This window comes from Streptomyces sp. NPDC050147, from assembly GCF_040660195.1.
Classification (GTDB): Bacteria; Actinomycetota; Actinomycetes; order Streptomycetales; family Streptomycetaceae; genus Streptomyces.
Window position 1 is genome coordinate 71,746 of record NZ_JBFALJ010000006.1, and the last position, 14,343, is coordinate 86,088.

Here is a 14,343-nt window from a genome sequence, read left to right on the forward strand (position 1 = left end):
CCACGGAAAAGCCGCAGCCGCATCTGCCAGATGTCTCGGCAGATGCGGCTGCGGCTTTTCGTCTGCTCAGCGCCCGGCAAAGCTACGGAACGTGCACCCACTGGGCCTTGCTCGGCGTGCCCTGGTCGTCCGTCACGAACAGCATGTACCAGCCGGACTCGACCAGGCTCTTCTCCTTCGGGATCGTCACCGTGACGCCCCCCGCGGACTTCTTCAGGTCGAGGGCGACGGACGTCTGGTCGATGTCGGTGACGTGCGTCGACGCGCTCGGCCTGATCAGACGGGCCGTCTTGATCGATGAGGCGTGCTGGGTCTTGAAGGTGCCCGACCCGCCGCGCTTGATCTCCTCGGGGCCACCGGTGAGCGTGGGCTGCGAGCCCTGGTACAGATACGGCGGGGTGTAGATCTCGATGCGCTGCTCGAACTCGCCGGGCTTGGTGTTGGCCTTGTCGGAGTAGAGCGAGTCGGATCCGAAGAACATCACACGGCCGTCGGGCAGCAGGATCGAGCCCGAGTGGTAGTTGCGGCCGACCTCCGGGTCCGCGACCCGCCGCATGTTGCCGGTCTTGGCGTCGTAGATCCGCGCCTGCTTGATGTTCGAGTCACTGCGACCGCGGTAGTCCTCGGAGCCGCCGGATATGAGCACCGTGTCGTCGGGCAGGGTCGAGGCCTGCGGGTAGCGGGTGCCCTTCTCCAGCTCGGGACCGTCGACGAACTTCGGGTCGTCGTCCAGGAGGTCGACGATGCGGGTCTTCTTGCTGGACTTCTTGGACTCGCCGACACCGCCGCCGCCGATGACCATGTACTTCTGGTCCTGCGCGGGCGGCAGTTCGACCGTGTTGGAGGTCTCGAGGAGGTTCGGGTCGCTCATCCCCGGGATCCCCTTCCAGCTGCCCTTCTTCTCCAGGTCCCAGGTGCCGGGCTTGCGGCCGACGTCATCGGGGCCGTAGCCCGCGTTCGACCCCGAGTAGAAGAGCCTGCCGCTCTCCAGCTGGAAGACGGCGGGGTACGTGGGGAACTGGCGGACCTGCTTGGTGTAGGTCCACTTCTTGGTCTTGGGGTCGTAGATCTCGTTCTTGCCCGGGACCAGCTGGCCGATCTCGTCGAGGCCGGAGAGGCTGAGCACCTTGCCGTCCGAGAGCGTGGTCAGCGTGGGGTACCAGCGCGCCTCGTTCATCGGGTCGACCTTGATGTACTTCTCGGCGACCGGGTCGAACTCGAAGGCGTCCTTGATCCCCTGGAAGTCCTTCTTGTCCAGGGCGAGCTTCTGCGCGATGCCGTACGTGTTGCGGGTGGCGGCGCCCTTGAGGCCCTGCACGCGGTAGTTGTCCTGCGTGCCGGTCTCGTACTTCGTGCCGCTCTTCTGCGCCTCCACGTACACCCGGCCCAGGCCCGGATCGTTGCGTACGAACGCGCCGGTCTGCTTGTCGAAGACCTTCTTGGCGCGCTCGACGACGACCGGGTCCTTGGAGACGAACGTCTTGCCGTTCTTCTTGCCGGTGAACTTCGTGCCCGCGGGCAGCGTGATCGGCTTGTCCGGGTCTTCGTTGTGCACCACCATCAGGCCGCCGGCCTTGGTGATGTCGCCCTTGAGCTTCTCGTAGCGCTGCGTGCCGCCCGCGATCAGCAGATTGCCGTTGGCGAGCTGGGTGTGGCCGGTGCAGAAGAGGTCGACGGGCGTCTTGATCTTCTTGATGGTGTTCTTGACCGGGTCCCACAGGCGGGTGTCGAACTTCTTGGCGTCGAAGTTCTTCTGGTTGTTGCCGGAGCCCGCGACCAGGAGGATCTTGCCGGTGTGCAGGAGCGCCGCGTGGATCGTGTTCTGGCGGTACTCCTCGGGGAAGTTCACGACCTGCCAGTGGCCGTTGTCGGCCTTGTACTCCGGCTTGTTGATCTTGTAGTCGTGGTACTTCTCCGACCCCACGCGCCACAGCCACGGGCCGTTCATCCCGGCCAGCGCTATGACCACCGCCGCGCCTATCGCGATGCGGCGGGCGCGGCGGCGGCTGGAACGGTCTTTCATTTCTTACGTCCCCCAAGGGCGATCTGCATGGTCTGGTCGTTCGCTGCCCAGCTGGGCTTCTGCTGCGGCGCGTGCGGCGGCTGGTGCGCCTGTGGCAGTTCCGCCGTGGCGTCACGCTGCTGCGGCACTGTCGGGTCCCCGCCGCCGGAAGGCGGCCCCGAAGCTCCGGGTCCCCGCTGGGACTTGCGCTTCTTCTTGTCCTGTCGCATGCCCCAGCGCCAGGCGAAGATCGGCGCCGCCGTGATCAGCAGGGCGAACGTGGCCCAGATGATCATCGCCGGGTGGACGTGGTCGTACACGAACGCGGCGGCCATCGAGCCGGCGAAGACCAGGATGAAGAACAGGTGGATGCGGAACGTGCCGAACAGTGTGTCCGGGCTCGCCGAATCGCCCTTGGGAGTCACCACGAACTTGCTCTTGCGGCGCAGCACGGCGTCGAGCAGGGAGCGTGCGTAGACCGGCGCGGAGAGGGCCGACATCACCATGCCCGCGATACCGCCGGAGCCCTCGGGCTCGTGCGGCGAGACGTTGTGGCGGCGGTTCCAGATGTAGAGGCCGATCTGCAGCGCGGAGGCGTTGCCGTACAGCATCAGCCAGATCGTCGGGTCGATGTTCACGCCCGATGCGCCCATGCCGAGGAACAGCGCGCAGGAGAGCGCGGCCAGGATCCAGTTCATGGCGGACATCGGGTAGAAGATGACCATCATCGTGTAGTTGAAGAAGCGGCCGGGCGGCAGCGAGAACGGCGCCTTCCAGAACTGCTTGAGGATGGTCTCGTACGTTCCGCGCGACCAGCGAAGCTGCTGCGTGAAGAAGTCCGTCCAGGCGTTGGGGCCCTCACCGACCGCGAGCACGTCCGGGGTGTAGACCGACTTCCACTTCTTGCCGGTCTTCGGGTTCGTGGCGCGGTGGATCTCGAAGCCGGTCGCCATGTCCTCGGTGATCGAGTCGTACAGACCACCGATCTGCTTCAGGGCGCTGATGCGTACGGCGTTGCTCGTGCCGACGAACATGGGGGAGCCGTATGCGTTGCCCGCGCGCTGGATCAGCGCGTGGAAGAGGAACTGCTGGGACTCGGCGGCCTTGGTGATGAAGTTGTCGTAGTTGCCGTAGACCTGCGGGCCGATGACGAAGCCGACGTTCTCGTCGCGGAAGAAGCCGAGCATCCGCTCGAGGTAGTTGGGCATCGGGACGTGGTCGGTGTCGACCGATGCGAAGTAGTCGTAGTCGTCGCCGTGCGCGTCCAGCCAGGCGTTGTAGTTGCCGTGCTTGGTCTTGGCGCGGTGCGGGCCCTTGCTCATGTTCCACTTCGCCACGCCCTTGCGGGAGAAGTGGTGCACGCCGAGCCGCTGGCAGACCTCCTTGACGGCGGGGTCGTCGCCCTCGTCGAGGAGCCAGACGTGCATGAGGCCGCGGTGGCGGATCTTGACGGCCGCCTCCAGCGTCTTCGTCACCATCTCAAGGGGTTCCTTGCCGGGCACGAAGGAGGTGAGGAAGGCGACGCGGGTGCCGGTCTCGGGCACCACGGGTATCGGGTCACGGGCTACGAGCGTGGCGTGCGCGTTCGACAGCACGTTCATGCAGCGGAAGAACTCGATCAGGCCGATGGATATGAGCATGACGATGTCGAGCGTCGGCAGCCAGTCGTTCGCGACGTAGTCACGCTTCGTCCAGTGCGTCGGCTGCAGCAGCCAGGCGAGCAGCACGAGCGAGAGCAGCGGCGCCGCTCCCAGCATCAGCGCGGCTCTGATCCGGTGCGGCTCCTGCGAGAGCAGGGAGCGGTACTGCACCTTGTACGGCTTGGCCGGATCCGGCTGCGTGAGCGGCCCCGCGAGACGGCTGTAGTGCTCGTAGTCGTATCGCGGCAGAGCCTTCTTGATACGCCGGAACCCGCCTGTCCGGTGCGATGGCACCCGCAGCTGGGTCGTCTCTGACGGGTCGTTCGGCCGGGCGCCCGTCGGCGTCGACGTCATGAGTCATCCCCCCGCACGCGGTCGCCCGCGTGTTCGTTGGTCCTTCCGTCCGGCCAGGTCCCCCGACCTTCACGGACGCATCAGTGGCAGGCCACCGTCCCCTTAGACATGGAACAGTCACCTTCCGGTTGCATGATGCCCCCCTCGACATCCAATCGTGAAAGGGGCCCCCGCCCCTCACCCCGTGGCTCCGGCCGGTCGGGCCCCCCAACTGCCCCGCACCGCCTGCCCCATGGGAGCCAATGGATCCAGCACAAGGTTCTACGCCCCTAGCCATGATCGCAAGAGCGAAACAAGGTGTTTACCGGTCATACGAGCGATTCGAGGTGCCTGTTGGGACAGGAGCGCTCAATCGCGTTCGAATATTACCGAAGTGTTCCCGTATCGCCCGCTCGGCTCGGAGAACATCGCCGGACCGGACCGCGTCGAGGATCTCCCGGTGCTGGCGGCAGGTGACCTTGGGATCGTGCGGGACGTCGACCAGATCGGTGCGTACGTTGTGGAAGGCGTCCCAGAACGCCTCCAGGACCTCGCCGAGCAGCGGATTGCGCAGACAGCGGTAGAGAGTGGCGTGAAATGCTCGGTCGGTTTCGGTGTGCACCGCACCTGACTGACCGCTCCGGTCGTCGTTCTGAGCCGCCTCGGTGTCCATGCGGTCCACGAGGGCGTCGAGTTCGGCCAGGTCCACGGCCGGGATGCGGCCCGCGAGGCGCGCGATGAGCCCGGTCTCCACGGCCTCCCGCAACTCCAGGAGCTGGAGCAGGCTGTCCTCGCCGCGGTAGTGGCCGGCCACCGTGCGGAAGGTGAGGCCCTCGATCATGGGAGCCATCGACATAGGTCCGACATAAGTGCCGAAACCGTGCCGGATTTCCACGATGCCCATCGCCTGCAGCGCCTTGAGGGCTTCTCGCACAGAGTTCCGGCTGACGCCGAGGCGTTCCATCAGCTCGGGCTCGGTGGGCAGCGAGGCCCCGGAGGGCAGCCGCTGGTCGATGATGAGCTTCTTGATCCGCTCCTGTATGTCGCGCGCCATGGCGCAACGGTAGCGGTAAACGCGCCGGTGACGGCATGACGAAAGCCCCCCGCGTGAACGGAGGGCTTTCGCTGTCTGTGCGCCGCCAGGGACTCGAACCCCGGACCCGCTGATTAAGAGTCAGCTGCTCTAACCAACTGAGCTAGCGGCGCCTGCTGACCTGGAGAACTCTACCGGATGCCGAAGGGTGCTCCGGACCACCCGAGGTGCCGCCCAGGCGCCGCCGGGCATTGCCCGGGGCGGGGCCGACGGCCGGGCGGGGACGTGAATGCGGGCCGGGCGGGGACGTGAATGCGGGCCGGGCGGGGACGTGAATGCGGGGCGACTCCATCATTCGGACCGTCAACATGCGATATCACCGGACAGTTGAGAAGCTGACGACTGTGCAGATGCGACGCAGGCATTCTTTCCCTGAGTGTGAGGGGAATCGCATGGAGGGTGCTCCGGTATTCGAGGAATTCGAGCCCGAGAGCGACTGCGATTGCCCCGGATGTATCCAACGGCGACGAGCCATGACCCACGCGCTCCCCGTACGGCAAGGCGGCCACCCGGCGGCGCACGGCGCGCGCCGCGCCCTCGTGGTCGCCGCGGCGGCGGGCACCGTGCTCGGCGGCGGCCAGGTCCTTCCGGTGGCGGCGGCCCCCCATGCCGGCCATCACCCGGTAGGGCCACCGGGCACGGTGCCGGCGCCCCCGACGGGCGAGGACCCGGAAACCGGGCCCGCCCCCGGCACCCCGCAGGGCGACACCGGCCCGCTGTACGGGGCGCCGAGCGGGTCGGGTTCGCCGGGCCCCGCGGCGTCGGCGGCGCCGATCACGCGGACCGAGATCCTTACCCGCGCCAAGAAGTGGGTCGCGGCGAAGGTGCCGTACGACATGGGCGCGTACTGGTCCGACGGTTACCGGCAGGACTGCTCGGGCTATGTCTCCATGGCCTGGAATCTCGGCAGCAACCAATGGACGGGGAGCCTCTCGTCCTTCGCGGTCCGTATCACGAAGAGCCAGCTGCAACCCGGCGACATCCTTCTCTTCCATAATCCCGCGAACCCCGAGAAGGGGTCGCACGTGACGATTTTCGGGGGCTGGGCGAACGCGGCGCAGACGCAATACGTGGCGTACGAACAGACCCGGCCGCACACCCGTGTGAAGACGACTCCCTATGCCTATTGGAGCAATGGGAGCCGCTATCTTCCGTACCGCTACAAAGAGGTGGAGAGCGGCACCCCCGGCGGCTCGGGTCCGGGCACGGCAACGCCTTACCCCGGTGCCGGGTCGTTCGGTCCGGGCGCCGACAACAAGTACGTCACCCAGCTGGGCAAGGCGCTGGTCGGCCGGGGCGGCGCCCGCTTCTACAAGGCGGGGCCGGGACCGCTCTGGACCGGCGCGGACCGCGCGGCCACGCAGGCGTTCCAGCGGGCGCAGGGCTGGACCGGCTCCGAGGCGGACGGCCTGCCGGGCCCGGTGACCTGGTCGTACCTGATGACGGGCAAGGGCCGCGACATTCCACGCGCCGAGTCGGGCGCCACCCAGGGCAGGGTGCCCGCGTATCCCGGCAGGGGAGTGTTCCGCCCCGGCGGGTCGAGCCCGTCGATCGAACAGCTCGGCAGGCGGCTGGTGAAGAAGGGCTTCGGCAAGCACTACGAGCGTGGGCCGGGCCCGCGGTGGAGCGAGAACGATCGCCGCAACGTGGAGGCGTTCCAGCGGGCGCAGGGCTGGCGGGGCGCGGCGGCCGACGGCTACCCGGGCCCCGAGACCTGGCGGCGGTTGTTCGCGTGAGCCGCAGGAGTCGCGTCAGCCGCAGGAGCGGGGCCGCCCGCCCGGGACGCGGACAGAAAGCTGACCGGGTTGCGGGTGTGACCGGGGCACGAGTCGGGCCAGGGGCGCGGATGTGACCGGGTTACGTATGTCACAGAGGCACGTACGAGATCGAGTCACGTACGAGAGCAAGGCATGTGCGAGATCGAGGCACGCATGAAATCCAGGCACGCATGAGATCGAGGCACGCATGAGGCGGAGGCAAGGATGAGTCGGAGGCAAGGATGAGTGCGACAGCGGCATCACGGTCACAGACCCCCCAGCCCGAGGACCCGCAGACCGCCGGCGCCCCGGACACAACCGCCCGCTCCCCGCGCCTGATCCACAGCGAGGCCACCACCGAGATCCCCGTCCATATGCTCTTCCGCGACGACCCCGCCGGCCCCGGGGTGTCCCTGTCACCCGCCGTGGTGCGGCGCCGCCAAGGGACAGGGGAGCAGCCGCGTACCCCCCGGCGGCCCGCGGCATCGGTGGCGCGGCCCCTGCCCGTGGTCGACCCCGACCTCGGCGAGCGGTCCGCGCGCGTGCTGCCCGGTGCCGTCGGGGTGCTCGGCGGAATGGCGGGAGCCGCCGGGTGTGCCGCCGCGCTCTGGTGGGCGGGGGTGCTGCCCGAACCGGTGGCGCGGGCGGCGGCGCTGCTGGGGGCGGACGTGCCCGCCGGCTACGACGCGTACACCGGGCTCGGCCTCGCGCAGTGGGCCTCGCTCGCCGGATCGGGCGCGCTCGCGCTGTTCGGGTTCGGGGGTCTTGCCAGGGGCCGGGTCGGTACGGCGTGGGTGCTCACCCTCTTCGGGCGGTACCGCGGCAGCGTCCGCCGCACCGGCCTGATGTGGGTCAACCCGCTGCTCCTGCGCCGCCGCGTCGACGTACGCCTGCGGCACTGGCGCAGCGAGCCGATGCCCGCGGTGGACCGGGGCGGGGTCGCGCTGCGGGTCGTCGTCCTCGTGGTGTGGCGGGTCAAGGACGCGGCGCGGGCGACGCTCGGCGTCGCCGACCACCAGGAGTATCTGCGCGAGTGTGTCGAGGCGGCGACCGCCCGCGTCCTGTCGCGGCTGCCCGCCGACGCCTTCCATGACGACACCGCGACCCTGCGCGACGCGGACGCGGTCGGCGACGCGCTGACCCGGATGCTCGTGGCGGAGACCGAACCGGTCGGCATCGAGATCTTCTCGGCCCAGCCGACCCGCATCGAGTACGCCCCCGAGATCGCCGACACCATGCGCCTGCGCCGGGTCGCCGCCCTGGACGCGCGGCACCGCGACAGCGTGCTCACCTCGGTGGTGGACTCCGTCGAGGACACGGTGACGCGGCTGACCACCCGTGGCCTGGTCGAACTCGACGACTACGAGCGCAAGGCCTTGGTCAAGGACTTGACCGTGGCGTTCTATACGGGGCATGGAGACCGATGACACCGCCACCGCCACCGCCCTCGCCCCCACTCTCCCGGCCCTGGCCGAGGACGCCTGGAAACTGACCGCCGACCGGCCCCGCACCCTCCTCGGGGTCGCGGGGCCGCCCGGCGCGGGCAAGTCGACGTTCGCGCGGGCGCTTGTGGAGGAGATCGGCGAGGGGGCCGCGTATCTTCCGCTCGACGGGTTCCACCTCTCGAACGTCCAGTTGGAGCGCCTCTCCCTCACCTCCCGCAAGGGATCGGAGCCGAGCTTCGACGTCCGGGGGTACGTCGCACTCCTGGCCCGGGTCCTCGATGACACCGGCCACGACATCTACGTACCCGATTACGACCGCGTGCTCCACGAGCCGGTCGCCGCCCGGCACCGCGTCCCGCCGGCCGCCCGGCTCGTGGTCACCGAGGGGAACTACCTGGCCTGCGATCTGCCCGGCTGGCGCGACGCGCGGGAGCTGATGGGGGAGTGCTGGTACGTGGGGGCACCTGCGGAGGTACGCCAACAGCGGTTGCTCGATCGCCAGTTGGCGGGCGGCCGGACGGCCGAAGGGGCGGCCGAGTGGGTGGCGGCCAACGACAACCCGAACGGTGATCTCGTCGAGGAGTCGCGCCACCGGTGCGATCGGATCGTCTCCACTATTGGTATGGACATGTTCAACTACCGCCCATAATCTGGGCTTGGTCTAGACCGCAGTACTCACTGCATCCCACTGCACCCGCAGTGCCGCAGCGCGCGCACGGCTCATGGAACCCCCACGTCCCCTGGAGCGGCAGCATGCGAAACAAGAAGATGTACGCGGCCATGCTCGGTGCCACCACGGTCGGGGCCCTCGCGCTCTCATCCGGTGGCGCGAGCGGTCACGGCTACACCGACCTGCCTGCCAGCCGCCAGATCAACTGTGCCAACGGCACGGTGAGCGGCTGCGGTTCCATCCAGTACGAACCCCAGAGCGTCGAGGGCCCCAAGGGCTTCCCGGCGTCCGGTCCCGCCGACGGCAAGATCTGTTCGGCAGGCGTCAGCGGCTTCGACGCGCTCAACCAGCCGAAGGCGCCGGGTGGCGGAGCCTGGCCCACGACCAGCGTCAGCGCCGGTCAGAACTACAGCTTCCGCTGGCAGTTCACGGCACGCCACCGCACCACCGACTTCAAGTACTACATAACCAAGCAGGGTTGGGACGAGAGCAAGCCGGTGACCCGGGCCGCCCTCGAAACGACCCCGTTCCTCAACGTCCCCTACAACGGCCAGCAGCCGCCCGCCACGCTCTCGCACTCCGGGAAGATTCCCGGCGGCAGGAGCGGACACCACGTGATCGTCGCGGTGTGGACGGTCCACGACACGACGAACGCGTTCTACGCCTGCTCCGACGTCAAGTTCTGAGCATGGCTTGAGGCTCCACGGAACTCCCCGCGGGTAGGTTCCGCGTACGCCGTCCCGGACCAGGGCGGCGTGCGCGGGGCAGTACCGGCGACAATCACCGGGGGACGCAGTGGAGTTCATGCTCTATGCCGTGCCGACGTTGACGTGCGCCGGGGTGATCGCGATGGCGGTCAAGGTGATCAAGCACTACGTGCAGTTGCGGCAGGCGTGGTCGAGCGGTCTAACGGCGGAGGCGCGCTGCCTGCGCACGTACACCACGACGAGCCGCCACAGCGACAACGACCGCTTCAGGACCACGCTGCACCACGTCTATGAGTTCACTCCGCCTGCGGGCCGTCCCGTCCGGTTCGCGGAGGAGGACGGCCCAGCGACGATCATCGAGGGCGACTTCGTCACCGTGCACTACGCGGCGGATCGCCCCGAGAAGGCGACGGCCCACTCGCCGAGCCCCGCCAAGGGTGCGGCGGCCATGATCGGCATGCTCTGCTTTCTCGGCGTCATGCTCGCCTTCTGCGTCGCCTTCATGGCGACGGCGCATGACATGTTTGATTTGGCCGACATGTAAGGCTCTGGCGACGTGTCCGCCTCGGACGATGGCTAGGACTCGGGCGACGGCTATGAGCCGGACCTTCCCTAGTCCTTCCTCAAGGCCGTGACCCTCCCCATCTGACGGTCCATCAATTATGGTGCGCGGCCATGAAGTCCACCGGGAGCACCGTCGCGGAACTCGTACAGGCGCGCTGGGGCGACCACCGCCCCGGGCTGCGGTTCGAGCACCAGGAGATGACTCATCACCAGGTCGCGGCGGGTGCGGCGGCGAGGGCCGCGCTCCTTGCCGACCTGCTGCCGAGAGGGGCCGAGCCGCACGTCGGTGTCCTGCTCGACAACACTCCCGAGTACCCCCTGTGGCTGAGCGCGGCGGCGCTTGCGGGTGCGGCGGTGGCGGGCATCAACCCCACGCGCAGGGGCGCGGAACTGGCCCGCGACATCGTGCACACCGACTGCCGGGTCCTGGTCACGGAGCGGGCGCACCTCGCACTCCTTGACGGCCTCCGACTACCCGGCGTACGCGTGCTGGTGACGGACACGGAGGCGTACGGGGAGCTGCTGGCCCCTTACGCGGACGCGTGCCCGGAGGCATGGCGGGCGGCGAGCCCGTCCAGCCGGATACTGCTCTACTTCACCTCCGGCTCGACCGGGGCGCCCAAGGCTGCGATCTGCAGTCAGGGCCGTCTCGCGGCGGCGGGCCAGTCCCTGGCCGGCCACTTCCGGCTCGGTCCGGACGGGGTCCACTACATCTGCATGCCCATGTTCCACGGCAACGCGGTGATCGCGGACTGGGCGCCCGCGCTGGCGGCGGGGGCGGGGGTGGCGCTGCGGCGGCGCTTCTCGGCTTCGGCGTTCCTGGACGACGTACGGGCTCATGGGGCGACGTACTTCACGTACGTGGGCCGGGCGGTGCAGTACATCCTGGCCACGCCCGATCGCCCCGACGACGCGGAGAACCCCCTCCTGATGGGCTTCGGCACGGAGGCCGGTGCGGTGGACGCGGGGCGGTTCGAGAAGCGGTTCGGCGTGCGGCTGGTGGAGGGCTACGGCTCTTCGGAGGGCGGGGCGGCGATTCAGCGGACGCCGGGGACTCCGTCCGGGGCGATCGGGCGGGCGGCGCCGGGGGACGAGTTGGCGGTGGTGGATCCCGGTACGCGGGAGGAGTGCCCGCCCGCTGTCTTCGCGGCGGACGGGCGGCTCCTGAACGGGGAGGCGGCGATAGGGGAGTTGGTGAACAAGGGGCGCACGCCCTTCGAGGGGTACTGGCGAAACTCCGAGGCGGACGCGGCGCGGCTGCGGGACGGATGGTACTGGACGGGGGATCTCTTCTACCGGGACGCGGAGGGGTTCCTCTACTTCGCGGGACGTACGGACGACAGGCTCCGCGTGGACAGCGAGAACCTGGCGGCGGCGATGATCGAGAACATCCTCGCGCGGTGGGAGGGGGTGGCGGCGGTCGCGGTGTACGCGGTTCCCGACCCGGTGGCGGGGGATCAGGTGATGGCCGCGGTCTGTCCCCGGGAGGGGGTGGAGTTCGATCCCCTCGCCTTCGCCGAGTTTCTGCTGGCTCAGCCGGACTTGGGGACGAAGATGGCGCCTCGTTTTGTGCGGGTGGTTCGGCGGATGCCGGTTACGGCCACCAATAAGGTGGCCCGCTCTTCCTTGCGGGGGGAGGGGTTTCGCTGTGGGGGGTCTGTGTGGTGGCGCCCCGATCCTGGGGCGGGGGTCTATCGGCGGTTCACGTCCGGTGACGAGGCTGTACTGGTGGCCCAGTTCCGGGGGCAGGGGCGCGAGGGGTTGTTGCCTGGGTGAGCCCTGCTTTCCCTCGCCGGGGGGGCTCTCCCGCCCACCCGCCCGATTGCCCCGGGGTGACAGGGGGAGGGCGGGAGCGTTCAGGCAGGGGTGAGGAGGAGGGGCGGGGTGGGCGGCGTCGTGTCGCGGCTTTGGGCTTGCGGTGTTCCGGTGGGGGGCCTTGTCCCGGGCGGGTTGTGGTTCCGTTGCGGTGCGGTGGGTGGCGTCGTGTCGCGGCTTAGGGCCTGCGGTGCTCCGGTGGGTGGCTTTGCCGCGGGCGGGTTGTGGTTCCGTTGCGGTGCGGTGGGTGGCGTCGTGTCGCGGCTTTGGGCCCGAAGCGCCCCGGCGGGTGGCCTCGTCCCGGACGTGCTTTGGGTCCGCAGCGTCCCGAGAAGTGATCCCGGCCCGGTCGTGTCGCGGAGGCGCATACCGTGGCCCCATGGTCAGGGAAAGCGTGTGGGTGGGGATGCGGGGGAGGGCGTATCTCGGGAGCAGTGCGCCCTGGAGGGGCGTGGTGTACCTCGTCGGGGGCGTGCTGCTGGGGGTCCTGGTCCTGGTCGGCGGTGTTCTCGGCCTCACCCTCGGGCTGGCCCTCACCCTCGTCCTCGTAGGGCTCCCCCTCCTCCCCCTCCTGGCCCTCACCGGCATACCCATCGCCGCCCTGGAACGCCACCGCCTCCGCATCGTCGACCCCGCGCCCCGTGCCCCCACCCCCCACCGCACCCCCGAAGCCCCCGGCATCCCCGCCTGGTTCAAGCTGCGCGTCAAGGAGCAGGCCACCTGGCGTGAGCTCGCCTACGCCGTGCTGCTCGCCCTTGTCCTGTGGCCCCTCGACCTCCTCATGCTCGCCTGCACCCTCGGCGCCCCCGCCCTCCTCATCGGCGCTCCCGCCCAACTGGCTCTGGACGGCGGCGAGATACGCGCCGCCAAGCTCTGGATGATCAGTGATTACCCGCACGCCTTCGCCATGGCCCTCCTCGGTCTTGTCCTCCTCGCCCCGCTGCTCTACCCCCTCGGCGCCTACGCCTCTGCCCGAGCCGCCCTCGCCCGCCTCCTCCTCGCGCCCCGCGAAGCCGAGCTGGCCACCCAGCTGGACGAAGTGACCCGGTCCAGGGCCCGCCTGGTCGACGCCTTCGAGGCCGAACGGCGGCGCATCGAGCGGGACTTGCACGACGGCGCCCAGCAGCGGCTCGTCGCGCTGACCATGACCCTCGGCCTCGCCAGGCTCGACGCCGCCCCCGGCAGCCCCCTCGCCTCCCAGCTCGCCACGGCGCACGACGAGGCGGGCAACGTACTCACCGAACTGCGCGAACTCATCCGAGGCATCCACCCCCAGGTCCTCGCCGACTACGGCCTCGCCGCCGCCATCGAGGACGCAGCCGACCGCTCGACGATCCCCGTGGACACCGACCTGGACCTGCCCCGGCTTCCCGAACCCGTGGAGTCCGCCGGGTACTTCGCCACCCGCGAGGCCCTCACCAACATCGCCCGCCACAGCAACGCGCACCGCGCGCACATCAGGGCCCGCCATGAACGGCGCGAAGTCCTGCGCATCGACGTCCGCGACGAGGGCGACGGCGGCGCGGACCCCACCCGGGGCACCGGCCTGACCGGCCTGGCGGACCGGATCGCGGTGCTCGATGGCACACTGACGGTCACCAGCCCGCCGGGCGGCCCGACCGTACTGTCCGTGGAGATCCCGTGCCGAGCCCAGTACCCCCAAGCCCTCGCAGACTGAAGATCGTCGTCGCCGAGGACAGCGTGCTGCTCCGTGAGGGGCTCATCGGTCTGCTCGCCCGCTTCGGCCACGAGGTCCCGGTCGCGCTCGGTGACGCCGAAGGGCTGGGCGCAGCCGTCGACGCGCACGAACCGGACCTCGTCCTCACCGACGTACGCATGCCGCCCACCTTCCAGGACGAGGGGCTGCGCGCCGCCCTCGCCCTGCGCGCACGGCGGCCGAAGCTGCCGGTTCTGGTGCTCAGCCAGTATGTGCAACGCTCGTACGCCGCCGAGCTTTTGGACACCGGCGACGGCACCGGCGTCGGCTACCTGCTCAAGGACCGGGTGGGCCAGGTCGAGCAGTTCGCCGACGCGGTGGCGCGGGTCGCGGAGGGCGGCACGGTCGTGGACCCCGAGGTCGTACGGCAGCTGATCAGGCGTCGCCGCGATCCCCTCGAACAGCTCACCCCGCGCGAGCGCGAGGTGCTCGGTCTGGTGGCCGAGGGCAGGTCGAACGCGTCGATCGCCGCCGAACTCGTCGTCAGCGAGGCCGCGGTGGGCAAACACATCGGCAACATCCTCGGCAAACTGGACCTGCCCCCCGGGGACGGAACCCACCGCAGGGTGCTCGCCGTCCTGGCGTATCTGAGGTCCTGAG

11 protein-coding genes and 1 tRNA gene are annotated in these 14,343 nt (G+C 69.5%); 8 read left to right on the forward strand and 4 right to left on the reverse strand.

Annotated elements, in window-relative coordinates:
- Positions 1 to 82 precede the first annotated feature (82 nt).
- The 4 genes from AB0I94_RS12135 to AB0I94_RS12150 all read right to left on the reverse strand — a co-directional run bounded on the left by AB0I94_RS12135 (position 83) and on the right by AB0I94_RS12150 (position 5,181).
- Positions 83 to 2,023 carry a kelch motif-containing protein gene (locus AB0I94_RS12135; RefSeq protein ID WP_363309405.1) on the reverse strand — a complete coding sequence of 647 codons (1,941 nt, stop codon included), beginning with the start codon at positions 2,021 to 2,023 and terminating at the stop codon, positions 83 to 85.
- On the reverse strand, positions 2,020 to 3,996 hold the full coding sequence (locus AB0I94_RS12140; RefSeq protein WP_363309406.1) for a glycosyltransferase family 2 protein: 1,977 nt from the start codon (positions 3,994 to 3,996) through the stop codon (positions 2,020 to 2,022). The genes AB0I94_RS12135 and AB0I94_RS12140 overlap by 4 nt, the downstream gene beginning before the upstream one ends.
- Before the next feature lie 301 nt (positions 3,997 to 4,297).
- Positions 4,298 to 5,029: a FadR/GntR family transcriptional regulator gene (locus tag AB0I94_RS12145; protein WP_363309407.1), complete on the reverse strand. Its 732-nt coding sequence runs from the start codon at positions 5,027 to 5,029 to the stop codon at positions 4,298 to 4,300.
- 78 nt (positions 5,030 to 5,107) lie between these two features.
- Positions 5,108 to 5,181: transfer RNA gene (locus AB0I94_RS12150), tRNA-Lys, on the reverse strand.
- A gap of 279 nt (positions 5,182 to 5,460) precedes the next feature.
- Here AB0I94_RS12150 and AB0I94_RS12155 point away from each other — a divergent pair.
- From AB0I94_RS12155 to AB0I94_RS12190, 8 genes are all read left to right on the forward strand, one after another.
- Complete coding sequence (locus tag AB0I94_RS12155; protein ID WP_363309408.1) at positions 5,461 to 6,804, forward strand: peptidoglycan-binding protein; 1,344 nt, start codon at positions 5,461 to 5,463, stop codon at positions 6,802 to 6,804.
- A 263-nt stretch (positions 6,805 to 7,067) separates the two neighbouring features.
- Positions 7,068 to 8,252, forward strand: a complete 1,185-nt coding sequence (locus AB0I94_RS12160) for an SPFH domain-containing protein (protein WP_363309409.1) — start codon at positions 7,068 to 7,070, stop codon at positions 8,250 to 8,252.
- Positions 8,239 to 8,919: a nucleoside/nucleotide kinase family protein gene (locus AB0I94_RS12165; RefSeq protein WP_363309410.1), complete on the forward strand. Its 681-nt coding sequence runs from the start codon at positions 8,239 to 8,241 to the stop codon at positions 8,917 to 8,919. Before AB0I94_RS12160 ends, AB0I94_RS12165 begins: the two co-directional genes overlap by 14 nt.
- 104 nt (positions 8,920 to 9,023) lie before the next feature.
- Positions 9,024 to 9,626, forward strand: coding sequence for a lytic polysaccharide monooxygenase (locus tag AB0I94_RS12170; protein ID WP_363309411.1), 603 nt, complete (start codon positions 9,024 to 9,026; stop codon positions 9,624 to 9,626).
- Between the two features lie 130 nt (positions 9,627 to 9,756).
- Positions 9,757 to 10,191, forward strand: coding sequence for a DUF3592 domain-containing protein (locus tag AB0I94_RS12175; protein WP_363309412.1), 435 nt, complete (start codon positions 9,757 to 9,759; stop codon positions 10,189 to 10,191).
- Positions 10,192 to 10,322: 131 nt separating this feature from the next.
- On the forward strand, positions 10,323 to 11,987 hold the full coding sequence (locus tag AB0I94_RS12180) for an AMP-binding protein (RefSeq protein ID WP_363309413.1): 1,665 nt from the start codon (positions 10,323 to 10,325) through the stop codon (positions 11,985 to 11,987).
- Positions 11,988 to 12,405: 418 nt separating this feature from the next.
- Positions 12,406 to 13,704 (forward strand): sensor domain-containing protein, encoded by a 1,299-nt coding sequence (locus AB0I94_RS12185; RefSeq protein WP_363309414.1) that lies wholly within the window; start codon positions 12,406 to 12,408, stop codon positions 13,702 to 13,704.
- Complete coding sequence (locus AB0I94_RS12190) at positions 13,668 to 14,342, forward strand: response regulator transcription factor (protein WP_363309415.1); 675 nt, start codon at positions 13,668 to 13,670, stop codon at positions 14,340 to 14,342. Before AB0I94_RS12185 ends, AB0I94_RS12190 begins: the two co-directional genes overlap by 37 nt.
- Position 14,343 lies beyond the last annotated feature (1 nt).